This window comes from Saccharopolyspora sp. NPDC047091 (assembly GCF_040643635.1).
In the GTDB taxonomy this organism is placed as follows: Bacteria; Actinomycetota; Actinomycetes; order Mycobacteriales; family Pseudonocardiaceae; genus Saccharopolyspora_C.
Genome location: NZ_JBEYUS010000035.1, coordinates 1 through 22,590 on the forward strand (window position 1 = coordinate 1; position 22,590 = coordinate 22,590).

Genomic DNA, 22,590 nt, shown 5'->3' on the forward strand with positions numbered 1-22,590 from the left:
ATCGTTTTCACCGGTGGCTCCGCCACAGGAGAAAACGCTGTCCTCGCGAGGAGAACGCTGAGAACCCGCTGCGGTGCCGGGTGCTCTGGTGGTCGCTGCTCAGCGGCTTCGCCGCTGACAGGATCAACTGATCGGTGAGCGCTGTCAGGCGGCTTCGTGGTGGGCTGTGGGGCGGAGGTGGGGTGGGCCTTCCGGGGCTCGGGGAGCGGTGGAGGTGTCGTCCGCCGCGTGCGGGCCGTCGGCCGCGGTGCGGTCCGCGTCCGCCGGGCCACCGCCGCCGGTGCGGTGCACCGCGAACAGCAGGCCCAGCCCCACCAGCAGCAGCGCGTGCGACGCCACCCGCTCCACCGTCGCCGCCCCGATCACCAGGTCGTGCACCGAGAAACCCGCCAGCGCCGCCACGAACGCGCTCAGCACCGGCAGCACTCCCGCCACCGTGCGATCGCGCCACGCCGCCCACAACATCCCCACGCCCAGCGCCAGGTTCCACGCGGTGCTCTCGTTGAACAGGTGCGCCGCCATGCCCGGCCCGCCGTGCACCTCGTGCCCGTGCACCCCGATCAGCCCCAGCAGCTGGCCCAGCGCGAGCAGGATCTGCGCCACCGCCGTCAGCGCCAGCGCCCCGCGCGCCACACCGCGCCAGCGGCCCGGCCGCTCCGCCGCCGCCAGCACCGCCCCCGCCAAGTCCGGGGTGGGCGTCACCGCCCGCACCCGCAGGTGCCGGGTCAGCTCGCCCGCCTCGGCCTGGAAGGCCCGGCAGGCCGCGCACGTCTCCAGGTGGGCGTCGACCTCGGACTCCGGAGCCTCCGGCCGCTCCCCGTCCAGCAGAGCCGACACCGAGGTCCGGCATCGTTCACAGTTCACAGTCAGATTGTCGGCCGAGCAGGGGGAGGAGTTCCCGGCGGGGCTTCGACTAGTCTCGACCACCGTGACGCACTCGGAGGCCGAAGACAGCCGTGTGACCGAGCTCGCGCTGGCTGCCGGGAAGGGCGACCGCCGCGCCCTCGAAGAGCTCGTCCGGGCCACCCAGCGCGACGTCTGGCGGTTCCTCGCGCACCTCGCGGGCGTGCCCGCCGCGGACGACCTCGCGCAGGAGACCTACCTGCGGGCCATGCGGGCCGTGCGCACCTTCCGCGGCTCCTCCTCCGCGCGCACCTGGCTGCTCGCCATCGCCCGCCGCGTCGTCGTCGACCAGATCCGCTCCGAACGCGCCCGGCCGCGCACCGTCACCGCCGACTGGGTGCAGGCCGCCGAGCGCGGCGGGCGCACCGGGCGCGGTTTCGAGGAACTCGTCGAGGTCAACGTCCTGCTCGACGGGCTCGACGCCGACCGGCGCGAAGCGCTCGTGCTCACCCAGGTCCTCGGGCTGACCTACCAGGAAGCGGCCGAGGTGAGCGGCTGCGAGATCGGCACCGTGCGCTCCCGCGTCGCCCGGGCCCGCGAGAACCTGCTCAACCGCACCCGCGGCCAGGACACCGGCACCGGCTGACCCCGGGCCCGTCCCCGGTCGTGCGGGGCGATCGAACCACCAGCAGCGGAGGACGACATGCCAGGCACCCCGGTCGAAGTGCACCGCACCGGCGAGCACACCTTCACCGCCACCAACGGCCGCGGCGGCGAGGTCACCATCGGCCGCGACGGCGCTCCCGACGCGTTCACCCCCGGCGAGCTGCTGCTCGCCGCCATCGCCGGGTGCTCCGCCGTCACCAGCGAGAACCTGCTGGTGCGCCGCGCGGGCGAGGACGCCGACATCGCGGTGCACGCCGACCGGGACAAGACCGCCGAGGACCCGAACAAGTTCTCCGCGGTGCAGGTGCGCTTCGACGTCGACCTGAGCTCCGTCGCCGACGCCGACCGGGCGAAGCTGCTCGACGCGGTGGAACGCGCCGTCGAGCGGTACTGCACCGTGTCCCGCTCCGTCCAGGAGGGCACTCCTATTTCTTTGGAGCTGCCTCGGTGACGGTGGTGGTCGGCTGGCGGAACCTCAGCGCCCTCCTCGCTGCGGGATCGTTTTCACCGGTGGCTCCGCCACAGGAGAAAACGCTGTCCTCGCGAGGAGGACGCTGAGAACCCGCGGGTGGTCGAGCTGCGTGCTGGGTCGCCGCTCATCGGCTTCGCCGCTGACAGGATCAACGGCAACTGCCGTGTGAGGGCGGTGGCGGTCCGGCGCTGGTGAGTGGGCCGTTCGGCCTGTCCGGGCGGACGAACGGGGTATTCGTGCCGGGGAAGCGCTGCGGTGGGGAGACTGTCGCGTGCTCCCGGATTCGCCGTCGTTAGGGTGCTGTGCGCGCGAGTGCGCGCCAGGCGAGGAGGCGGCGAGTTGGAACCAGCGGGAACGGACCCGGAGCGGGCTGCGGACGGCGGCGGGCTCCGCCGCGACCTGAGCAGCCGCCAGGTCGGCATGATCGCCATCGGTGGAGCGATCGGCACCGGGCTGTTCCTCGGCTCCGGACTCGCCATCAACATCGCGGGCCCGGCCGTGATCATCGCCTACGCGGTGGCCGCGTTCGCCGCGCTCGCCCTGGCCTACGCGCTCGCCGAGATGGTCGTGGTGCACCCCGAGGCGGGCGGGTTCGGGCCCATCGCGCAGCGCTACCTCGGTGGTCTGGCCGGGTTCGTGCAGCGGTGGATCTACTGGGCCGCGCAGGTCGTCAACATCGGCAGCGAGGTCGTCGCCGCCGGGCTCTACGTGCAGTTCTGGTACCCGCAACTGCCGCTGTGGCTGCCCGTCGTGGTGTTCTCGCTGATCATGCTGGCGATCAACGCCTCGGCGGTGCGGTTCTTCGGCGAGTTCGAGTACTGGTTCGCGCTGATCAAGGTCGTCACGATCGTCGTGTTCGTGCTGCTGGGCATCACCTACATCGTGTTCGGCCTGCCCGGGCGCCCCGCCACCGGCGTCGACGCGCTCACCGAGCACGGCGGGTTCCTGCCGAACGGGATCGGCGCGGTGTGGCTGGCGCTGACCGTGGTCACCTTCTCCTACCTGGGCACCGAGGCCGTCGCCGTCACCGCTTCCGAGTCGCGGAACCCGCGCCGCGACGTGCCGCGGGCGGCGCGGAACATGGTGCTGCGGCTCGGGTTGTTCTACGTGCTGGGCATGCTGGTGGTCGTCTCGGTGCTGCCGTGGAACCAGGTGTCCACGGAGGAGGACGTGACGCAGAGCCCGTTCGTGGCGCTGTTCGCCACCGCGGGCATCCCGGCCGCCGCCGGGGTGATGAACTTCGTGGTGCTCACCGCGGCGCTCTCGGCGATGAACACGAACCTGTACGTGACGGCGCGGATGACGTACTCGCTCGCCCAGGACGGCTACGCGCCGAAGTGGTTCGCCGGGTTGAGCCGGCACGGCGCGCCGCAGCGGGCGCTGCTGCTCTCCGCGTGCGGGCTGGTGCTGGCGGCGGGCATCTCGGTGTTCGCCGAGTCCACCGCGTTCCCGCTGCTGCTGGGACTGGCGCTGTTCGGGGCGCTGATCACCTGGCTGCTCATCTTCGCCAGCCACCTGGCGTTCCGGCGCAAGCGGGCCGCCGCGGGACTGCCGGCATCGCCGGTGCGGCTGGCCGGGGCGCCGGTGACGACGGTGCTGGCGATGGTGTTCGTGGCGGCGGTGCTGCTGACGACGCCGTTCACCGAGCAGTTCGACACCGCGTGGAAGGCCGGGGTGCCGTTCCTCGTCCTGCTGTGCGCGGCCTACTACCTGTTGCGCCGCCGGGCCGCCGGCCGCTCGTGATCCGCGCCCGGGGCCCGGGCGGCGAGCGGCCGCCGCCCGCGGGCGGTTCCCCCGTCGGGTCGACGCGGGCGCGGGTGGCGTGCGGGTGAGATTTACACTCCCGCATGTGTCGAACCAGCCGATGATCGCGCCCTCCATCCTGTCCGCGGACTTCGCCCGTCTCGCCACCGAGCTCGACGCCGTCAAGGGCGCCGACTGGGTGCACGTCGACGTGATGGACGCGCACTTCGTGCCGAACCTGACCCTCGGGCTCCCGGTCGTCGAGTCGCTGCTCAAGGCCACCGACATCCCGCTGGACTGCCACCTGATGATCGAGAACCCGGACCGCTGGGCGATCGGCTACGCCGAAGCGGGCGCGCACAACGTCACCGTGCACGCCGAAGCCGCCGAGGACCCGGTGAAGATCGCGAAGGACCTGCGCGCGGCGGGCGCCAAGGCCGGGCTGTCGATCAAGCCGGGCACCCCGTTCGACCAGTACGTCGAGGTGCTCAAGCACTTCGACACGCTGCTGGTGATGTCCGTCGAACCCGGCTTCGGCGGACAGAAGTTCATCACCGAGGTGCTGGAGAAGGCCCGCGCCGCCCGCAACCTCGTCGACACCGGGCACCTGAACCTCGTCGTGGAGATCGACGGCGGCATCAACGCCGACACCATCGAGCAGGCCGCCGAAGCCGGGGTCGACTGCTTCGTCGCCGGTTCCGCCGTCTACGGCGCCGACGACCCGGCCCGCGCGGTGGAGGCGCTGCGCGCCCAGGCCGCCCCGAACTTCGCGCACGCCCGGAAGTGACCACCGCGACCGCGGACCCGGTGCGCGCCGCGATGCTCGCCGCGCTCGCCGCGAGCGAACGCGTCCGCGGCAGCACCAGCCCGAACCCGCCGGTGGGCTGCGTGGTGCTCGACGCCGACGGCGCCGTCGCCGGGACCGGCGCGACCCAGCCGCCGGGCGGGCCGCACGCCGAGGTGGTGGCGTTGCGCGCCGCCGGGGACCGCGCCCGTGGCGGCACCGCCGTGGTCACGCTGGAGCCGTGCGCGCACACCGGCCGCACCGCGCCGTGCACCACGGCGCTGCTCGCGGCCGGGGTGGCGCGGGTGGTGCACGCCGTGGCCGATCCGAACCCGCAGGCCGCGGGCGGCGCCGAAGTGCTGCGCGCCGCCGGGGTCCGCGTCGAGTCCGGCCTGCTCGGCGAGCAGATCGCGTGCGGCCCGCTGCGCGCCTGGCTGCACTTCGCCCGCACCGGCCGCCCGCACGTCACCTGGAAGTACGCGGCGAGCCTGGACGGGCGCTCGGCCGCCGCCGACGGCAGCAGCAAGTGGATCAGCTCGGCGACCTCGCGCGCCGAGGTGCACGAGCTGCGCGGCAAGGTCGACGCGATCCTCGCGGGCACCGGCACCGTCCTCGCCGACGACCCGCAGCTGACCGCCCGCGAAGCCGACGGCGGCCTGCGCCCGCACCAGCCGCTGCGCGTCGTCGTCGGTGACCGCGAGGTGCCCGCCGGGGCGCGCGTCTTCGACGACTCGGCCGCCACGATCCGGCTGCCCGGCGGCGACCCGGCGGCCGCGCTGGCCGAGCTCGGGCGGCGCGGCGTGGTGGACGTGCTGCTGGAGGGCGGGCCGACGCTGGCCGGGGCGTTCGTCGCCGCCGGATGCGTCGACCGGGTGCTGGCCTACCTGGCGCCCGCGCTGCTCGGAGCCGGTCCCGCCGCGCTCGGCGACGCCGGGGTGGCGAGCGTCTCCCAAGCATGGTGGTGGGACATCGAAGAGACCACGATGAGCGGACCGGACGTGCGCGTCAGCGCCGTGCCCACCGGTCGCTGAGGAGGAAGACATGTTCACCGGCATCGTCGAGGAGCTCGGCACCGTCACGTCCGTCGACGCGGACGGCGACGGGGTGCGGCTGACCGTCGAGGGCCCGCTGGTGACCTCCGACGCGAAGCACGGCGACTCCATCGCCGTGAACGGCGTGTGCCTGACCGTCGTGGACTCCGGTGCCGGCCGGTTCACCGTGGACGTGGTGGCCGAGACGGTGCGCCGCTCCGCGATCCGGCACATCGCCGCCGGGGACCGGGTGAACCTGGAGCGCGCGATGGCGCTCGGCGACCGCCTCGGTGGGCACATCGTGCAGGGCCACGTGGACGGCACCGCGGTGCTGCTGGAGTCGGATGGCGACCTCACCCGCTTCGAGCTGCCCGCCGGGTTGTCGCACTACCTGGTGGAGAAGGGCTCGATCACGGTGGACGGGGTGTCGCTCACCGTGGTCGAAGCGGGACGCACCGAGTTCAGCGTCGCGCTGATTCCCACCACGCGGGAACTCACCACCTTGGGGGTGCGCCGACCGGGTGAAGAGGTCAACATCGAGGTCGACGTGCTGGCCAAGCACCTGGAACGGCTCGCCGCCGCGCAGCTCGACCGGCCGCGCACCGGAGCCGCCGGGTCCTGACCGCCCGATCGGCGGCCCTGGACCCGGGTGGCGGGAGGACAATGACGGTGCCGGGAACGCACAGCGCCCGGCAGTCCGAACCGAGGGCGGGCGCACCGGTGGTGCGCCGCAGCCCCAGAGCGAAAGAACACGGGACACGGTGAGCAACAGGTTCGACGACATCGAGCGCGCCCTGGCCGACATCGCGGCCGGCCGCCCGGTGATCGTGGTCGATGACGAGGATCGCGAGAACGAAGGCGATCTGATCTTCGCCGCCGAGAAGGCGACGCCGGAACTCGTGGCGTTCATGGTGCGCTACACGTCCGGGTACCTGTGCGTCGGCATGACCGGCGAGGACTGCGACCGCCTGGACCTCCCGCCGATGTACCACTCCAACCAGGACCGCAAGGGCACCGCCTACACGGTCGCGGTGGACGCGGCCGAGGGCGTCAGCACCGGCATCTCCGCCAGCGACCGGGCCCGCACCCTGCAAGTCCTCGCGGACGGCGGGTCGCAGGCCGCGGACCTGCACCGACCCGGTCACGTGGTGCCGCTGCGCGCCCGCGACGGCGGCGTGCTGCGCAGGCCCGGGCACACCGAGGCGAGCGTCGACCTGTCCCGCCTCGCCGGGCTGCGGCCGGTGGGCGCGCTGTGCGAGATCGTCAGCCAGAAGTCCGAGGGCGACATGGCCCGCCGCGACGAGCTGGAGGTCTTCGCCGACGAGCACGACCTGCGGCTGATCACCATCGCCGACCTCATCGCCTACCGCAGGCGGTTCGAGAAGCAGGTGGAGCGGGTCGCCGAGGCGCGCATCCCCACCGCGCACGGCACCTTCCGCACCTTCGGCTACGACAGCACCCTCGACGGCATCGAGCACCTGGCGCTGGTCTACGGCGAGATCGGTGACGGCGAGGACGTGCTGGTGCGGGTGCACTCGGAGTGCCTGACCGGGGACGTGCTCGGCTCGCTGCGCTGCGACTGCGGCCCGCAGCTGTCCGCCGCGATGGAGAAGGTCGCCGCCGAGGGCCGCGGCATCGTGCTCTACATGCGCGGCCACGAAGGCCGCGGCATCGGGCTGATCCACAAGCTGCAGGCGTACCAGCTGCAGGACGACGGCGCCGACACCGTCGACGCGAACGTGGCGCTGGGCATGCCGGTGGACAGCCGCGACTACGGGCAGGGCGCGCAGATCCTCTGCGACCTGGGCGTGAAGTCGATGCGGCTGCTGACGAACAACCCGGAGAAGCGGATCGGCCTGGAGGGCTACGGCCTGCGGGTGCTGGGCCGGGAGGCGCTGCCGATCCGCCCGAACCCGGAGAACCTGCGATACCTGCGCACCAAGCGCGATCGGATGGGGCACGAGTTGAACCACCTCGACGACGGCGAGGACTCCTCGATCACCGGCGACGGCGACGAGACCGGCTTCGGCAGGCCGGGGGTCACCGCATGAGCGGCGAAGGCAGGCCCCGCGTCGAGGTCCCGCGGGCCGACGGGCTGAAGCTGGCGATCGCGGGCATCCGCTGGCACGACAAGATCACCGGCCGGATGCTGGAGCGGGCGCTCGCCGCCGCCCACGAGGCGGGCATTGCGGAACCGACCGTGGTGCGGGTGCCGGGCTCGATCGAACTTCCGGTGGTGTGCCAGGAACTGGCGCGCGGGCACGACGCGGTGGTGGCGCTCGGCGTCGTCATCCGCGGCGGCACCCCGCATTTCGAGTACGTCTGCGACTCGGTGACCGCCGGGCTGACCCGGGTGGCGCTGGACGAGTCGACGGCGGTCGGGAACGGACTGCTCACCTGCGACACCGACCAGCAGGCCAGGGACCGGGCCGGGTTCCCGGAATCGGTGGAGGACAAGGGCTTCGAGGCGACCGCGGCCGCCCTGGAGACCGCGCTGGTGCTGCGCGACCTGCGCTCCCGCTGACCCGCGACCGGGAGGTCGCCGCGGGACGGGCAAACTGGACGCATGCAGTCAGCTGAGGCTCGGGACGAGGTGGCCGGTCCGGAACCGGCGGGAGGTGGGGACGCGGTGGAGTCCTCGGACGCGGTCCGGTCCGTGGTGGTGCGGCCGATCAAGATCCGCCGGGTGGTGATCCCGGTGGCCGTGGTGCTGGTGGTCGTGTTCGCCGTGGTGGCGGTGCTGCTGCGCAACACCCCGACCGGCGTGTACTTCCGGGTGTCCGACCAGGTCGCGATGGCCGGGCTGGGCGTGCTGCTGGCCTGCGGTGCGCTGCTGCTGGCGCGGCCGCGGCTGCGCGCCGACCTGTCCGGGCTGGAGGTGCGCAACGTGATCGGCACCCACCGCTACTCGTGGGACGAGGTGCAGGCCGTCAGCTTCCCGGACGGCGCCGCCTGGGCCCGGCTGGAGCTGCCGCAGGACGAGTACGCCTCGGTGATGGCCATCCAGTCCACCGACGGTGCGCACGCCGTCCAGGCGATGCGCGACCTCCGCGAGCTCCGCCGCGAAGTGGAGATCCGCCGCGGCGGGGAATGACCCCGAACGCGAGAGGTGCCCGGGAGCGAGCGCTCCCGGGCACCTGCGCGTCGAACCCTGCGTCAGGAACGCGACCGGTTGAAGACCAGCCGGTAGGCGATCAGCAGGATGAGCGAGCCGATCACGGCCCACACGAAGCTCATGAAGCTGAACCCGGTGACGCCCTGGCCGCCGAACTGGCTGCTGATCCAGCCGCCGAGCAGACCACCGACGACGCCGATCAGGATCGTCACGATGATGCCGCCCGGGTCCCTGCCGGGCAGGATGAACTTGGCGATCGCACCCGCGATCAGGCCGAAGATGATCCAGCTGAGGATGCCCACGGTGTCCCTCCTTCCGTTGGCGCGCCGGTAGGCGGCGCGCTGCGCACACGCTCTTCCCACGGGTTCCCCGCAGTGACGTCGATCAATCGCGATCTCGGCCACCGCATCACCCGATCAAGCGTTCCGGAGGCTACGCCCTCACCCGGAGTGGCTGATCACGCCCGTCCGGGAGCCGCCGACGCCGCGGGTTCCGGCCGCACCGCGCCCGCCGCGCCCGCCACCAGCAGCGCCAGCGCCGCGGGCACCGCCAGCCCGGCCGTGAGCCCGAAGCCCTGCGCCAGCAGTCCGATGAACACCGGCCCGGCCAGCAGCCCGCCGTAGGACAGGGTGCTGACCTGCGCGAGGTCCCGTCCGCTGCGCCCCGGGTTCCGGTGCCCGGCGGCGCTGAAGATCTGCGGCACGATGCAGGACAGCCCCACCCCGAACAGCGCGAACCCCGCCAGCGCCGCCACCGGGTGGTGCAGCAGCAGCGCCGCCGCGAGCCCGCTGCCCGCGACGATCCCGCACACCCGGACCAGCGGCACCGGCCCGAACCGCCGCACCAGCCCGTCGCCGAGGAACCGGAACAGCCCCATCGTGGCGGAGAACACGGCGAGGCCCAGCGCCGCGAACCCGGGCCCGGTGCCGAGCTCGTCGTGCAGGTAGATCGAGGACCAGTCGCCCATCGAGCCCTCGCCGACCGAGCAGCAGAACCCGAGCGCGCCGAGGAACACGATCGCCGGCGGGAACCCGCGCACCCGCGGTCCGTCCGCGGCGGGCGGCGCGGGTTCCGGTGGCAGCAGCCGGGACCGGGCCAGCAGGGACAGCGCCAGCAGCACCACCCCGCTCAGCGCGAAGTGCGCGGCCGGGCTCATCCCGAGGTGCGCGGCCAGCGCCCCCGATCCGGCGCCGAGCAGACCGCCGAGGCTGAACGTCGCGTGGAAGGTGCTCATGATCGGCCTGCGGTAGCGCTGCTCCACCCGCACCGCGTGCGAGTTCATCGCCACGTCGATCGCCCCGTGCGCGGCGCCGAACAGCAGCAGCCCTGCCACCAGCGCTCCCAGCCCGCCCGCCAGGCCCGGTGTCAGCCCGGACAGCGCGACCAGCACCCCGGCGGGCGGCACCACCCGGGTGCTGCCGAACCGGTCGGTGAGGTGTCCGCATACCTGCATGGCCAGCACCGATCCGGCGGCGACCGCGAACAGCGCGATCGTCACGCCGCCGTCGTCGAGGGCCAGGTCCCGCTTGATCGTCGGGATCCGCGCCGTCCAGGTCGCCAGCGCGAAACCGCTCACCACGAAGTACGCGGTCACCGCCCACCGCGCGCGCCGCGCGGCCGCGTCGGGCTCGACCGGTGTCGTCTCGGGCACCGCTGTCCTCTCGTCCGGCTGCCGGGGTTCGGTCCGCGCAGGCCCCGTCCCGGCGCCACGCGATTGTTTCCGAGACCGCATCGTCCGGTCTCCGCCGAGTGCAATCGATCACCGCGGCACGGCGGCTGTGAAGGGGGCGAACGGGTGAGGGACAATGGCGCAGGCGTCGAGCGCCGGAAACCCCGGCACGCGCGCCGGGACCCGGCTCCGGCGCGGCCGCCGAACGGGCGGGTGCACCGGTGCGGCCGGGCGGCGATGGAGGAGGAGACCGTGAGCGTGGCCCAGGAGCGAAATCTTCGGCTGGTGCGGGACGAGCCCCGCGCGCCCGCCGTCCGGATCGGTGACATCCACCTGCGCAACCGGCTGGTCACCGCGTCGAGCCTGCTGGGCTACGGCGTCGCGAACTCCAAGCTGGTGCCCTACGGCATGAGCCCGATCTCGATGTTCGTCCCGCTGGAGCGCTTCGGCGCCGTCACCGCCCGCACCGTCACGGTCGAACCGCGCGAAGGCCACTTCACCACCCAGGACGTGTGGCCGCTGCACGAGGTCCCGGCGCTGATCAAGCGCTACGGGCAGGCGCTGCGGCAGGTCGACGGCGGCTGGATGAACGCGTTCGGCTGGTGCAACGTCGGCATCGACGCCTACCTGCGCGACTACTACCCGCGCACCCGCTCGCAGAACACGATCATCTCGGTCGGCGGCTTCTCCCCGGAGGAGTTCGTCACCCTCGTCGAGAAGGTCAACGCGGCGGTGCCCGCGGGCGACATCGCGGCGGTCGAGTTCAACGTCTCCTGCCACAACGTCAACTTCGACTTCAACGCGATCATCGAGCAGGTGCTGGCGCAGGCGGTGCCGCGCAGCGACCACCCGGTGATCCTGAAGCTGTCCTCCGACTACGACTACCTGGCGCACGCCAAGCTGGCCGCCCGGCACGGGGTGTCCGCGCTGACCGCGATCAACACGGTGAAGGGCCTGCGGCTGGACCCGAACACCGGGCAGCCGCTGCTGAAGAACGGGTTCGGCGGGCTGTCCGGGCGGGCCATCAAGCCGATCGGGCTGCGCGTGGTGAAGGAGCTGCGCGACTCCGGGGTGAAGCTGCCGATCATCGGCACCGGCGGCATCCGCAGCTTCGACGACTGCCGCGAGTACTTCTGGGCCGGGGCCGACGCGGTGAGCATGGGCAGCGCCAGCTGGTTCGCCAGCTACCCGGGCTACGCGCTGTCCCCGGTGCACGGCGCCCGCATCCGCAGCGTGCTGCGCCGCATCGAGCACTACCGGCCGCCGAACCGCTGAGCGGGCGCCGGTCCTCCCGACGGGAGGACCGGCACCCGAGCGGTCACCGCCCGGCGGTCGCCGACCGGGCCGGGTGCAGCGGGCGCCCGATCGCGCGCAGCAGCGCCCGGAACTCGGCGCCGTTGGGCGGCACGCGCAGGCCCGCGTACCGGAACACGTCCCCGTGCTCGGCCATGCGCACGATCCGGCCGTCCGCGGCCTCGAAGCGGCCCACGTAGGCGTTGCGGTACGGCTTGCCGGTGCGGGCGACGACCATGTCCCCCTTCCCGCGGAAGAAGACCGCGCCGTCGGGCGTGGTCTCCCACCCGTGGTCGCGCCAGCGCAGCGGCGCGAACTCGGCGAACAGCCCCCGCGTGTAGGCCGGCACCTCGTCCCGCCCTGCCACGTCCGCGACGCAGCACCTCCCGCCGCGGCCGGCGACGATCTCCGCGACCTCTTCCGGCGTGGTGGTCTTCCGGGAGTGCAGGAACAGCTGGCGCACGGCGGCGGCCAAGGTCCGGGCCACCGCGTCGAGGTCCTTCGCCTCGACGGCCCGGACGAGCTCGCGAGCCACGTCGAGGGCGGCTCCGGTGTCGGGTGCTCGTTCGGTCATGCGGCCTCCCGCGGTTCGGTTCCGGGCTCCGCCGCCTGCCGTGCGCGCGGAGCCGCTCGTGCTCCGGCACAGCGTTCGCGACGGCGGGACGGGCGGGAAGACCGCGCCGAACCTGGTACCGGCAGGACCCGTCAACCGGGCGGACGCGGGTCGGCGGCGAGAATGGTGCGCATGCCCACCGAGGACCGGAGCGAGTTCGGGGACTACCTGCGCAGGCGCCGGGCGGCGATGTCCCCGCCGGAACCGGGCGGCGCGCGGACGTCGCGGCGGAAGGTTCCGGGGCTGCGCAGGCAGGAGATCGCGGGCATCGCCGGGATCTCCGTCGAGTACTACACCCGCCTCGAACAGGGCCGGGCGCCGCATCCGTCCCGCGAGGTCCTCACCGCGCTGGCACGCGCCTTCGAGCTCTCCGCCGCCGAGCGGGACCACCTCTTCCGGTTGGGCGGTGCGGTTCCGGCCGGTCCGAGTTCCCCCGGCGACGTGGTCCGCCCCGGTCTCCTGCGGCTGCTGCGCGGGCTGGACGCGACGATGCCGGTCACCGTGCACGACGGCCGCCTGGACCTGCTGGCCCGCAACGAGGCCGCCGCGGAACTGCTGGGACCGCTGCTGGGCAGCGGCAGGCCCGGGTGCAACATCGCCTACCAGGCGTTCACCAGCCCAGCGCTGCCCGAACTCCTCGGCGAGGAGGGCGCCGCGTTGTTCTCCCGCCTCGCGGCGGCCGAGTTCCGCGCGGCGCTGAGCCGGTATCCCGGCGACCCCTACCTCCGCGCCGTGTTCGCCGAACTGACCGCGACCAGCCCGGCCTTCCGCGAGCACTGGGCGCGGGGCGAGGTCGACGCGGGGCGGTCCGCGGTCAAGACCGTGCGCCACCCCGTCCGGGGCTGGACCGAATTCGGCGTCGAGGTGCTCCACGACCCGGAACGGGACCACTGGATCATGCGCTACACCTCCCGCACCGAGGATCGGCCGCGCCGGACTCCGCCCGCTGGAAACGGTGATCTTGGGAAATGCCGATCGGATGAATGATCTCGACACGAACGGGTCGCGGAACGTTGACTCTCCGGGGGCGGGGATCACCGGTCCAGCACGCGAACTGGGAGGGGTGCATGTCGGGTTACGGGACGTTCGGGAGCAGCCTGCGGGATCTGCCGCGACTGCGGCAGTCCAAGCGGGGGCGGGTCTCCAGCTGGGACCGGACCGGGGGCAACGACGACAACATCCGGCTCGAACCCGGCGAGAGCCGCGAGCTCGCCCGGCTCACCGGCCCCGGTGCGGTGACCCACATCTGGTGCACGGTCGCCGTCGAGGACGGGCCGCACCGGCCCGAGGTGGAGGGCGACTACCTGCGCAGGCTCGTCCTCAAGATCACCTGGGACGACGCCTCGCACCCGAGCGTGCTGGTCCCGCTCGGCGACTTCTTCGGCATGGGCCACGGCCGCACCGAGAACTTCGTGTCCGCGCCGCTGCAGATGAGCCCGCAGGACGGCAAGGGCTTCAACTGCTGGTTCGCCATGCCCTTCGCCGAAGGCGCCCGGTTCGAGCTGATCAGCGAGCTCAGCCTCAAAACGGTGATCTTCTACTACTACGTCGACTACGAGCAGTACCAGCAGGCCGACCCGGACCTCGGCTACTTCCACGCCCAGTGGCGCCGCGAGGACCCCACCGACGGCGTCGAGCAGGGCGACCAGACCAACGACGAGTTCCTGTTCGGCGGCACCAACCTCGACGGGGCGGGCAACTACGTGATCCTGCAGGCCGAGGGCCGCGGGCACTACGTCGGTTCGGTGCTCAACGTGCACAACCTGCGCTCCACCACCGACTGGAACTGGTACGGCGAAGGCGATGACATGATCTTCATCGACGGTGAGCCGTGGCCGCCCCGGTTGCACGGCACCGGCACCGAGGACTACTTCAACACCGCCTGGTGTCCCAGCCAGCCGTACCACGCGCCGTACCACGGGCTCACGCTGCCGGGCGGGCGGAACTGGAGCGGGCAGGTGTCCTACTACCGGTTCCACGTGGAGGACCCGATCACCTTCGACTCGTCGATCGAGGTGAGCATCGAGCACGGGCACGCCAACAAGCGCTCCGACGACGTCTCCTCGGTCGCCTACTGGTACCAGACCCTGCCGTCGAAGCCGTTCGGGCTGCTGCCGGTGCACGACCGGCTCCCGCACCCGCTGTGAGCTCCGCTCCGGTCCCGCCGCGGGCGGGGCCGGAGATTCAGGGAGCGTCGGCCGGGTGGTTCCCGGTCAGCGACCACAGGACCGCCACATCACCCGCGATGATCAGCAGGGACCACAGCGGCTGGTAGGGCACGAACAGGAACCCGGCCACCGCGCTGAGCACCGCGGCGGTCAGTGCCGCGGGCCGGGATGGGCGCCCGCCCGCGAGCAGCCCGATCCCGGTGGCCGCCACCAGCACCGCCAGCACGAGGTGCAGCCAGCCCCACGTCGCCACGTCGTAGCCGAACACGTAGCTGCCCAGCACCACGAGGAACAGGTCCGCGGCGACCGTGGCCACCGCGACGGCCAGGTGGAACGCGCCCACCAGCACCAGCATGATCCCGGCGAACCGCGCCGGCCCGCGCACCCGGGCACCGCCGGTGCGGCGCACGGCGTGCGCACCGCCGTGCCCGACCTGCGCCATCGGTGATCATCTCCTCGTCGCCGCGCACGCCCCCGGGCCGACCCGGCGGGCCTCCCAGGACACCGCGTGACGGCGGCATCACCAAGGGGCGAAGGTCCCCGCACGGGCGCCGATGCCGTGACGGGGAGTGTCGGTCGCGCACGTAGGGTGGAGCCGTGGCCGACCCGTCGACGTACCGCCCAGCACCCGGAACGATTCCGGACGCCCCCGGCGTGTACCGCTTCCACGACGCCGAGGGGCGGATCATCTACGTCGGCAAGGCGAAGAGCCTGCGCAGCAGGCTGGCGAACTACTTCGCCGACCTCTCCGGGCTGCACCCGCGCACCCGGCGGATGGTCACCACCGCCACCGGCGTGCGCTGGACCGTCGTCGGCACCGAGGTGGAGGCGCTGCAGCTGGAGTACTCCTGGATCAAGGAGTACGACCCGCGGTTCAACGTGCGCTACCGGGACGACAAGTCCTACCCCGTGCTGGCGGTGACCCTGCACGAGGAGTACCCGCGGCTGCACGTCTACCGCGGCCCGCGCCGCAAGGGCGTGCGCTACTTCGGTCCGTACGCGCACGCGTGGGCGATCCGGGACACGCTGGACACGCTGCTGCGCGTGTTCCCCGCCCGCACCTGTTCCAGCGGGGTGTTCAAGCGGCACGGCCAGATCGGGCGGCCCTGCCTGCTCGGCTACATCGGCAAGTGCTCGGCGCCCTGCGTGGGCCGGGTCGACGCCGCGGAGCACCGGTCCATCGTGGACGACTTCTGCGATTTCCTCAGCGGCCGCACCGACACCCTGATGCGCAAGCTGGACCGCGAGATGAAGGAGGCGTCCGCCGAGCTGGAGTTCGAGCGGGCCGCCCGGCTGCGCGACGATCTGGAAGCGCTGCGCCGCGCCATGGAGAAGCAGGCGGTGGTGCTCGGCGACGGCACCGACGCCGACGTGATCGCGTTCGCGAAGGACGAGCTCGCCGCCGCCGTGCAGGTCTTCCACATCCGCGGCGGGCGGGTGCGCGGCCAGCGCGGCTGGGTCATCGACCTGGAGGCCGAGACCGAGCTCGCGGAGCTCACCGGCCGGTTCCTCACCCAGTTCTACGGGGAGCAGGCGGCGCTGGCCGACCAGGCCGACGCGGGCGGCACCCCGGTCCCGCGCGAGGTGCTGGTGCCGGAGGTCCCCGAGGACGCGGAGGCGCTGGGGCAGTGGCTCGGCGAGCTGCGCGGCAGCCGGGTGGACCTGCGGGTGCCGCAGCGCGGCGACAAGCGGACCTTGATGGAGACCGTCGAGCGCAACGCCAAGGAGGCGTTCACCCAGTACAAGCTGCGCCGCGCCGGTGACCTCACCGCCCGCTCGGCGGCGCTGCAGGAGCTGCAGGAGACGCTGGAGCTGGACACGGCGCCGCTGCGCATCGAGTGCGTCGACGTCAGCCACGTGCAGGGCAGCGACGTGGTGGCCTCGCTGGTGGTGTTCGAGGACGGGGTGCCGCGCAAGTCCGAGTACCGCCGGTTCTCGGTGCGCGAAGGCGCCGAGGGCGGCGACGTGGGCTCCATCGACGAGGTGGTGCGCCGCCGGTTCGCCCGCTACCTCAAGGAAACGGGCACTGAGGGGACCGGTGCCGGGCGGCCTGCCGCGGGGGAGGCCGACGCGGGAGCGTCCGGCGCCCCAGGTTCCGGCACGGCGGGTTCCGGCATCGCAGGTTCCGGCACGGCGGGTTCCGGCAACGCGGGTTCCGGCACAGGGGCATCCGACACCGCGGGTTCCGGCACGGCAGGTCCCGGCGCCGCGGAACCCGGTGCCGCGGACCAGCGCGCCGAGCGCACCGCCGAGTCCGAAGTGGACGTCCGAGCCGCTTCCGGCGAGCTCGCCGACCTCGACGGCCCCGCCCCCGGCATCGACCCGGAGACCGGCCGCCCCCGCAAATTCGCCTACCCGCCGAACCTGCTGGTCATCGACGGCGGTGCGCCGCAGGCCAACGCCGCCGCCGACGCGCTCGCCGACCTCGGCGTCACCGACGTCGCCGTGATCGGACTGGCCAAGCGCCTCGAAGAGGTGTGGCTGCCCAACGAGCCCGATCCGGTCATCCTGCCCCGCACCAGCGAGGCGCTGTACCTGTTGCAACGGGTGCGCGACGAAGCGCACCGGTTCGCGATCACCTACCACCGGCAGAAGCGCTCCAAGCGGCTCAGCCGGTCCGTGCTCGATTCGGTCCCCGGGCTTGGGGAGGCCCGGAAGACCGCCCTGCTGAAGCACTTCGGTTCGGTGCGCAAGCTCAAGCAGGCGAGGATCGAGGACATCATGGCGGTACCCGGCTTCGGCAGGAGTACCGCCGAGACCGTGTGCGCGGCCCTCGCCGCTGAGGCGGCCGGGGCAGGCGGGGGAGACACCAGCACTGAAGGGGAGAATCAGTGAGCGAGGAGAAGTCGGGCATCGAGGTCGCCGTCGTCAGCGGCCTTTCCGGCGCCGGGCGCAGCACCGCCGCCAAATGCCTGGAGGACCTGGGCTGGTTCGTCGTGGACAACCTGCCCCCCGAACTGATCGCGACGATGGTGGAGCTGGGGGCGCGTTCCAGCGGCGCGATCACCCGCGTCGCGGTCGTGATGGACGTGCGCAGCCGCGCGTTCACCGAGGACCTCGGATCGGTCATCAAGGACCTGGACGCCCGCGGCTACAAGCCGAAGGTGCTGTTCCTGGAGGCCACCGACGAGGTCCTGATCCGCCGCTTCGAGCAGGTGCGCCGCGGCCACCCGCTGCAGGGCGAAGGGCGGCTCGCCGACGGCATCGCCAACGAGCGCGCGCTGCTGTCCCGGCTGCGCTCCGAGGCCGACCTGGTGGTGGACACCACCGGGCTGTCCGTGCACCAGCTGCGCACCAAGATCGAGGACGCGTTCGGCACCGAGGCCGAGACCCGCACCCGGGTGACCGTGCTGTCCTTCGGCTACAAGTACGGGCTGCCGATGGACGCGGATCTGGTGATGGACTGCCGGTTCCTGCCGAACCCGTTCTGGATCCCGGAGCTGCGCGAGTTCAACGGCCTCGACGAGGAGGTCCGCAACTACGTGCTCGGCCAAGAAGGTGCCGAGGAGTTCCTGGAGAGCTACCAGGGACTGCTGCGGCTGGTCGGCGCCGGCTACCACCGGGAGGGCAAGCGGTACCTGACGCTGGCGCTGGGCTGCACCGGCGGCAAGCACCGCAGCGTCGCCCTCGTCGAGGAGATGGCCCGCAGGCTCGCCGACGACGAAGGGATGATGGTCAAGACCGTCCACCGGGACCTGGGGCGCGAGTGAGCCCGGCCGCACCACCGCACGACCCCGCCGAGCGCCCGCTGCGCGCGGTCGCGCTCGGCGGGGGGCACGGCCTGCAGGTCACGCTCGCCGCGCTGACCCGGCTCACCCCGGACGTCACCGCCGTGGTCACCGTCGCCGACGACGGCGGTTCTTCCGGGCGGCTGCGCCGCGAACTCGGCATGCTGCCGCCCGGCGACCTGCGCAAGGCGCTGGCCGCGCTGGCCGCGCCGGACGAGAACGGGCAGCGCTGGGCGCAGGTGTTCCAGCACCGCTTCGGCGGCAACGGGGCGCTGGCCGGGCACGCCGTCGGGAACCTGCTGCTGGCCGGGCTGCTCGACGTGGTCGGCGACCCGGTCGCGGTGCTCGACGAGGCCTGCCGCCTGGTCGGCGCCCGCGGCCGGGTGCTGCCGATGTCCGGTGAACCGCTCGACATGGAGGCCGAGGTGGTGGGCCTGGACGCGGACCCGGACTCGGTGCGCACCATCCGCGGCCAGGTCGCCATCGCCAGCACCCCGGGCCGGGTGAAGAAGGTGCGGCTCGCGGCGGCGAACGGCGAGCAGCACACCCCGCAGGCCTGCCCGCACGCGGTGCGCGCGGTGCTGGACGCGGACGTGGTGCTGCTCGGCCCCGGTTCCTGGTTCACCAGCGTGCTGCCGCACCTGCTGGTTCCGGAGCTGCACGAGGCGCTGGTGACCACGAGCGCGCGGCGCGTGGTGGTGCTCAACCTCGTCCCACAACCGGGCGAAACAGCGGGTTTCTCCCCGGAGCAACATCTCGACGTACTCTCGCAGCACGCACCGCGATTGTCCGTGGACGCGGTTCTCGCGGACGCCGGATCGGTGCCGACACCTGATCGGCTTCGTGCTGCGGCTGCCGGGCTGGGTGCGCAAACTCTGCTCGACACTGTCGCCTCGCCCGCCGCGCCGGGCAGGCACGACCCGGAGGCGCTCGCGGCGAGCCTGGCGGCCGCGCTGGAGAGGAGGACTGACCGGTGGCGATGACCGCGGCGGTCAAAGACGAACTGAGCCGGTTGCCGGTGACCAAGACCTGCTGCCGCAGATCCGAGGTCTCCTCACTGCTGCGGTTCGCGGGCGGGCTGCACATCGTCGGCGGCCGGGTCGTGGTGGAAGCAGAGCTGGACAGCGGTTCCTCGGCGCGCAGGCTGCGCAAGGAGGTGCACGAGCTGTTCGGGCACACCTCCGACGTGCACATGATCACCTCCGGCGGGCTGCGCAAGGGCACCCGCTACGTGGTGCGCGTCGTCAAGGACGGCGAGAGCCTCGCCCGGCAGACCGGGTTGCTCGACCCGCGCGGACGACCCGTGCGCGGCCTGCCCGCGCACGTCGTCTCCGGCGGCTCCTGCGACTCCGAATCGGCGTGGCGCGGGGCCTTCCTCGCGCACGGCTCGCTCACCGAACCCGGCCGGTCCTCCGCGCTGGAGGTCACCTGCCCGGGACCGGAGGCGGCGCTCGCCCTGGTCGGGGCGGCCCGGCGGCTCGGCGTGCAGGCCAAGTCCCGCGAGGTCCGCGGCGCCGACCGCGTCGTGGTCCGCGACGGCGACGCCATCGGCGCGCTGCTGACCAAGCTCGGCGCGCACTCCAGCGTGCTGTCCTGGGAAGAGCGGCGGATGCGCCGCGAGGTGCGGGCCACCGCGAACCGGCTGGCGAACTTCGACGACGCGAACCTGCGCCGCTCGGCGCGCGCCGCGGTCGCCGCGGCCGCCCGCGTGCAGCGCGCGCTGGACCTGCTCGGACCCACCGCGCCGGATCACCTGCTGGTGGCCGGGCGGCTGCGGCTCGCGCACCGGCAGGCGTCGCTGGAGGAGCTGGGCCAGCTCGCCGACCCGCCGATGACCAAGGACGCGGTGGCCGGGCGGATCCGCAGGCTGCTGGCGATGGCCGACAAGCGGGCCAGGGAGCTCAACCTCCCCGACACCGAGTCCGCGGTCACCTCGGAACTGCTCGAAGCCGAGGTCTGACGGCCGAACGGCCCCTCCGGTGCGGAGGGGCCGTTCGCGCGCGGATCACCTGTTGTAGACGGCGACGTAGTCGACGAGCATCGGGTGCCCCGGCTCGGTCGCCTCGGTCGGCGTGGTGATCCCGGAGTTCTTGTCCGGGAACTGGCCGCCGACCGCGACGTTGAGCAGCACGAAGTACCCGTCGTGCGAGGTCATGTTCTGCCACGCCGCCGGGTCCACATCGGACTCGCGCACCGAGTGGTACTGCTGCCCGTCCACGTACCAGCGCAGCTCCTCGACCTCGCCGCTGCGGTCCCACTCGAACCGGTAGGTGTGGAACGCCTCCTGGCAGGTGCTGTCCGGGCACTCCCGGTTCGCGGCCAGCCCGTCCGTCTCGTCGCAGGAGCCGCCGGGGGAGACGTCGCAGTGCAGCACCCCGTACACGCGGTTCTCGGCGTTGACGTTCTCCATGATGTCGAACTCGCCGATGCCGGGCCAGCTCCACAGGTCCTCGCGGTACGGCGACCCCAGCGCCCAGAACGCGGGCCAGTAGCCCAGCGCGCGGTCCGCGGCCACGTCCGGCATCCGGACGCGGCCTTCGATGCGCAGCACCCCGCCCTCGGCGGCCTTGAAATCGCCGCGCCGGGTCTCGATCCGCGCGGACGTCCAGCCCCCGGACTCGTCCCGGCGCGGGGTGATCACCAGGTTGCCGTCGCCGTCCTGCTGCAGGTTCTCCGGATCGGCGGTGTAGTTCTGCACCTCGCCGGTGCCCCAGCCGTCCGGTCCGCCCGGATAGCCGCGGCCGGTGTCCACCTGCCAGTCATCGCCGGGCGCCGACCCGGCCGCGCCGGTGAAGTCGTCGCCGAAGGTCAGCGTCCAGCCGTCTTCCGGCGGCGGGACGTCCGCCCCGGCGGGGGCGGTGGCCAGGCCGGTCAAGCCGATCCCCGCGGCCAGCGCCGCCGCGGCCAACCGGCCCCGCCGGCGCGGTGCCGATCCCGTCCTCGTCCCGTTCCGCGATCGTCCGGGCAGCGCCATCGCGCGCTCCTCCCTCAGGTCGGGCCCGGCCGGGTGCCGGGACCTCCACCGGCCGCCGCGCCCCGCAGGTCGCGCCGCGCAGGCGGTACCGGTGCAGAGACGTCGATCACGACGGCCCCGCACATTCTCGAGAGCCCGCTCAAGATCGGTCAACCGGCGGATGCAGCACGTCGGGGCACCCGAAAGGCAGATATCGCGGCACGAGCGGGTGATCATCCACCGCGGCGCGGCGAGCTGCGCCATGATTGTTCCGGAAGGCGCGCGCCCGGTCGTCTGCGCAGTTGGCGCGGACAGATAGGGTGCTGAGGAATCCACCAACCGCTCACCCGTCGCGTCGAGGCGGCAGGGTCAGTCACGAGGAGATAGGCGTGACCGTTCGCGTAGGGATCAACGGCTTCGGCCGCATCGGGCGGAACTTCTGGCGGGCTGCGACCGCCAGCGACCACGACATCGAGATCGTGGCCGCCAACGACCTGGGCGATGTCGCGACGATGGCCCACCTGCTCAAGTACGACAGCGTCCTCGGGCGCCTCGAGCAGGACGTGAAGGTCACCGGCGAAGGCATCGAGGTGGGCGGCAAGCAGATCAAGATCCTGGCCGAGCGCGACCCGGGCAAGCTGCCCTGGGGCGACCTGGGCGTGGACGTGGTCGTCGAGTCCACCGGCTTCTTCACCAACGCCGCGGACGCCCGCAAGCACGTCGACGAGGGCGGCGCCAAGAAGGTCATCATCTCCGCGCCCGCCAAGGGCGAGGACCTGACCGTGGTGCTCGGCGTCAACGACGACAAGTACGACGGCTCGCAGACGATCATCTCCAACGCGTCCTGCACCACGAACTGCCTGGCCCCCATGGTCAAGGTGCTCGACGACACCTTCGGCATCCAGCGCGGTCTGATGACCACGGTGCACGCCTACACCGCGGACCAGAACCTGCAGGACGGCCCGCACAAGGACCTGCGCCGCGCCCGCGGTGCCGCGATCAACGTGGTGCCCACCAGCACCGGTGCGGCCAAGGCCATCGGTCTGGTGCTGCCCGAGCTCAACGGCAAGCTCGACGGCTACGCCATGCGCGTGCCGGTGCCGACCGGCTCGGTCACCGACCTCACCGCGACCCTCGGCAAGGAGACCTCCGTCGAGGAGGTCAACGCCGCGTTCCGCGCCGCTGCGGGCTCGGGCCCGCTCAAGGGCGTGCTGCGCTACAGCGAGGACCCGATCGTCTCCAGCGACATCGTCACCGACCCGGCCTCCACGGTCTTCGACGCGCCGCTGACCAAGGTCATCGGCGACCAGGTCAAGATCGTCGGCTGGTACGACAACGAGTGGGGCTACTCCAACCGCCTCGCCGACCTTTCCGCTTTGGTCGGGGCGAAGCTGGCCTGACGGGCTCGTTCTGCTCTGAGCTCGGGTAGCGGAACCTCAGTGGGCCTCTCGCTGCGGGATCTTTTTCCCAAGTGGCTCCGCCACGAGGGAAAAAGCCGTCCTCGCGAGAGGC

At 72.7% G+C, this 22,590-nt stretch carries 23 protein-coding genes; 17 read left to right on the plus strand and 6 right to left on the minus strand.

Annotated features, from left to right (window positions below):
• Nucleotides 1-144: 144 nt before the first annotated feature.
• A complete protein-coding gene (locus ABZ805_RS16690; RefSeq protein WP_358440580.1) occupies nt 145-864 on the minus strand; it encodes a zf-HC2 domain-containing protein in 720 nt (239 codons plus the stop codon).
• Nucleotides 865-928: 64 nt separating this feature from the next.
• On the opposite strand from ABZ805_RS16690, the gene ABZ805_RS16695 reads away from it, so the two are divergent.
• The 9 genes from ABZ805_RS16695 to ABZ805_RS16735 all read left to right on the plus strand — a co-directional run bounded on the left by ABZ805_RS16695 (nt 929) and on the right by ABZ805_RS16735 (nt 8,633).
• Nucleotides 929-1,489, plus strand: coding sequence for a sigma-70 family RNA polymerase sigma factor (locus ABZ805_RS16695; RefSeq protein ID WP_358440583.1), 561 nt, complete (start codon nt 929-931; stop codon nt 1,487-1,489).
• A 57-nt stretch (nt 1,490-1,546) separates the two neighbouring features.
• The gene (locus ABZ805_RS16700) at nt 1,547-1,960 is read left to right on the plus strand and encodes an OsmC family protein (protein ID WP_358440585.1); all 414 of its coding nucleotides are present in this window, start codon (nt 1,547-1,549) and stop codon (nt 1,958-1,960) included.
• A gap of 360 nt (nt 1,961-2,320) precedes the next feature.
• Nucleotides 2,321-3,724 (plus strand): amino acid permease, encoded by a 1,404-nt coding sequence (locus tag ABZ805_RS16705; RefSeq protein WP_358440588.1) that lies wholly within the window; start codon nt 2,321-2,323, stop codon nt 3,722-3,724.
• 121 nt (nt 3,725-3,845) lie between these two features.
• The gene (gene rpe, locus ABZ805_RS16710; protein ID WP_358440705.1) at nt 3,846-4,511 is read left to right on the plus strand and encodes a ribulose-phosphate 3-epimerase; all 666 of its coding nucleotides are present in this window, start codon (nt 3,846-3,848) and stop codon (nt 4,509-4,511) included.
• A gap of 32 nt (nt 4,512-4,543) precedes the next feature.
• Nucleotides 4,544-5,539 carry a bifunctional diaminohydroxyphosphoribosylaminopyrimidine deaminase/5-amino-6-(5-phosphoribosylamino)uracil reductase RibD gene (ribD, locus tag ABZ805_RS16715; RefSeq protein ID WP_358440707.1) on the plus strand — a complete coding sequence of 332 codons (996 nt, stop codon included), beginning with the start codon at nt 4,544-4,546 and terminating at the stop codon, nt 5,537-5,539.
• A 10-nt stretch (nt 5,540-5,549) separates the two neighbouring features.
• On the plus strand, nt 5,550-6,161 hold the full coding sequence (locus ABZ805_RS16720; RefSeq protein ID WP_358440591.1) for a riboflavin synthase: 612 nt from the start codon (nt 5,550-5,552) through the stop codon (nt 6,159-6,161).
• Between the two features lie 139 nt (nt 6,162-6,300).
• The gene (locus tag ABZ805_RS16725) at nt 6,301-7,590 is read left to right on the plus strand and encodes a bifunctional 3,4-dihydroxy-2-butanone-4-phosphate synthase/GTP cyclohydrolase II (RefSeq protein ID WP_358440594.1); all 1,290 of its coding nucleotides are present in this window, start codon (nt 6,301-6,303) and stop codon (nt 7,588-7,590) included.
• Nucleotides 7,587-8,063: a 6,7-dimethyl-8-ribityllumazine synthase gene (gene ribH, locus ABZ805_RS16730; protein ID WP_358440597.1), complete on the plus strand. Its 477-nt coding sequence runs from the start codon at nt 7,587-7,589 to the stop codon at nt 8,061-8,063. The genes ABZ805_RS16725 and ribH overlap by 4 nt, the downstream gene beginning before the upstream one ends.
• A 42-nt stretch (nt 8,064-8,105) precedes the next feature.
• Nucleotides 8,106-8,633, plus strand: coding sequence for a PH domain-containing protein (locus ABZ805_RS16735; protein WP_358440600.1), 528 nt, complete (start codon nt 8,106-8,108; stop codon nt 8,631-8,633).
• A gap of 62 nt (nt 8,634-8,695) precedes the next feature.
• On the opposite strand, the gene ABZ805_RS16740 is transcribed toward ABZ805_RS16735, so the two are convergent.
• A complete protein-coding gene (locus ABZ805_RS16740) occupies nt 8,696-8,956 on the minus strand; it encodes a GlsB/YeaQ/YmgE family stress response membrane protein (RefSeq protein WP_358440710.1) in 261 nt (86 codons plus the stop codon).
• Between the two features lie 155 nt (nt 8,957-9,111).
• Nucleotides 9,112-10,305 (minus strand): MFS transporter, encoded by a 1,194-nt coding sequence (locus ABZ805_RS16745; protein WP_358440603.1) that lies wholly within the window; start codon nt 10,303-10,305, stop codon nt 9,112-9,114.
• Nucleotides 10,306-10,575: 270 nt separating this feature from the next.
• Between ABZ805_RS16745 and ABZ805_RS16750 the strand changes: the two genes are divergently transcribed.
• Nucleotides 10,576-11,598, plus strand: a complete 1,023-nt coding sequence (locus ABZ805_RS16750; protein ID WP_358440605.1) for a dihydroorotate dehydrogenase — start codon at nt 10,576-10,578, stop codon at nt 11,596-11,598.
• Nucleotides 11,599-11,641: 43 nt separating this feature from the next.
• Here ABZ805_RS16750 and ABZ805_RS16755 read toward each other — a convergent pair whose 3' ends face one another.
• Nucleotides 11,642-12,190 (minus strand): nuclear transport factor 2 family protein, encoded by a 549-nt coding sequence (locus ABZ805_RS16755; protein WP_358440608.1) that lies wholly within the window; start codon nt 12,188-12,190, stop codon nt 11,642-11,644.
• A 171-nt stretch (nt 12,191-12,361) separates the two neighbouring features.
• On the opposite strand from ABZ805_RS16755, the gene ABZ805_RS16760 reads away from it, so the two are divergent.
• Both ABZ805_RS16760 and ABZ805_RS16765 read left to right on the plus strand, forming a co-directional pair.
• Nucleotides 12,362-13,216, plus strand: a complete 855-nt coding sequence (locus tag ABZ805_RS16760; RefSeq protein ID WP_358440610.1) for a helix-turn-helix transcriptional regulator — start codon at nt 12,362-12,364, stop codon at nt 13,214-13,216.
• 80 nt (nt 13,217-13,296) lie between these two features.
• Nucleotides 13,297-14,376, plus strand: coding sequence for a glycoside hydrolase family 172 protein (locus tag ABZ805_RS16765; RefSeq protein ID WP_358440613.1), 1,080 nt, complete (start codon nt 13,297-13,299; stop codon nt 14,374-14,376).
• A 37-nt stretch (nt 14,377-14,413) separates the two neighbouring features.
• On the opposite strand, the gene ABZ805_RS16770 is transcribed toward ABZ805_RS16765, so the two are convergent.
• Nucleotides 14,414-14,839: a hypothetical protein gene (locus tag ABZ805_RS16770; protein ID WP_358440616.1), complete on the minus strand. Its 426-nt coding sequence runs from the start codon at nt 14,837-14,839 to the stop codon at nt 14,414-14,416.
• A 155-nt stretch (nt 14,840-14,994) separates the two neighbouring features.
• Here ABZ805_RS16770 and uvrC point away from each other — a divergent pair, with 155 nt between their 5' ends.
• From uvrC to whiA, 4 genes are read left to right on the plus strand one after another with little or no spacing between them, the layout of a single operon-like run.
• Nucleotides 14,995-17,232, plus strand: a complete 2,238-nt coding sequence (uvrC, locus tag ABZ805_RS16775) for an excinuclease ABC subunit UvrC (protein WP_358440618.1) — start codon at nt 14,995-14,997, stop codon at nt 17,230-17,232.
• Complete coding sequence (gene rapZ, locus ABZ805_RS16780) at nt 17,229-18,107, plus strand: RNase adapter RapZ (protein WP_184478207.1); 879 nt, start codon at nt 17,229-17,231, stop codon at nt 18,105-18,107. Before uvrC ends, rapZ begins: the two co-directional genes overlap by 4 nt.
• Nucleotides 18,108-18,145: 38 nt before the next feature.
• Nucleotides 18,146-19,108: a uridine diphosphate-N-acetylglucosamine-binding protein YvcK gene (yvcK, locus tag ABZ805_RS16785; protein WP_358440713.1), complete on the plus strand. Its 963-nt coding sequence runs from the start codon at nt 18,146-18,148 to the stop codon at nt 19,106-19,108.
• The gene (gene whiA / locus ABZ805_RS16790; RefSeq protein WP_224957711.1) at nt 19,099-20,085 is read left to right on the plus strand and encodes a DNA-binding protein WhiA; all 987 of its coding nucleotides are present in this window, start codon (nt 19,099-19,101) and stop codon (nt 20,083-20,085) included. Before yvcK ends, whiA begins: the two co-directional genes overlap by 10 nt.
• Nucleotides 20,086-20,130: 45 nt before the next feature.
• On the opposite strand, the gene ABZ805_RS16795 is transcribed toward whiA, so the two are convergent.
• Complete coding sequence (locus ABZ805_RS16795) at nt 20,131-21,099, minus strand: glycoside hydrolase family 16 protein (protein WP_358440623.1); 969 nt, start codon at nt 21,097-21,099, stop codon at nt 20,131-20,133.
• 368 nt (nt 21,100-21,467) lie between these two features.
• Between ABZ805_RS16795 and gap the strand changes: the two genes are divergently transcribed.
• Nucleotides 21,468-22,478 (plus strand): type I glyceraldehyde-3-phosphate dehydrogenase, encoded by a 1,011-nt coding sequence (gene gap / locus ABZ805_RS16800; RefSeq protein ID WP_358440625.1) that lies wholly within the window; start codon nt 21,468-21,470, stop codon nt 22,476-22,478.
• Nucleotides 22,479-22,590 lie beyond the last annotated feature (112 nt).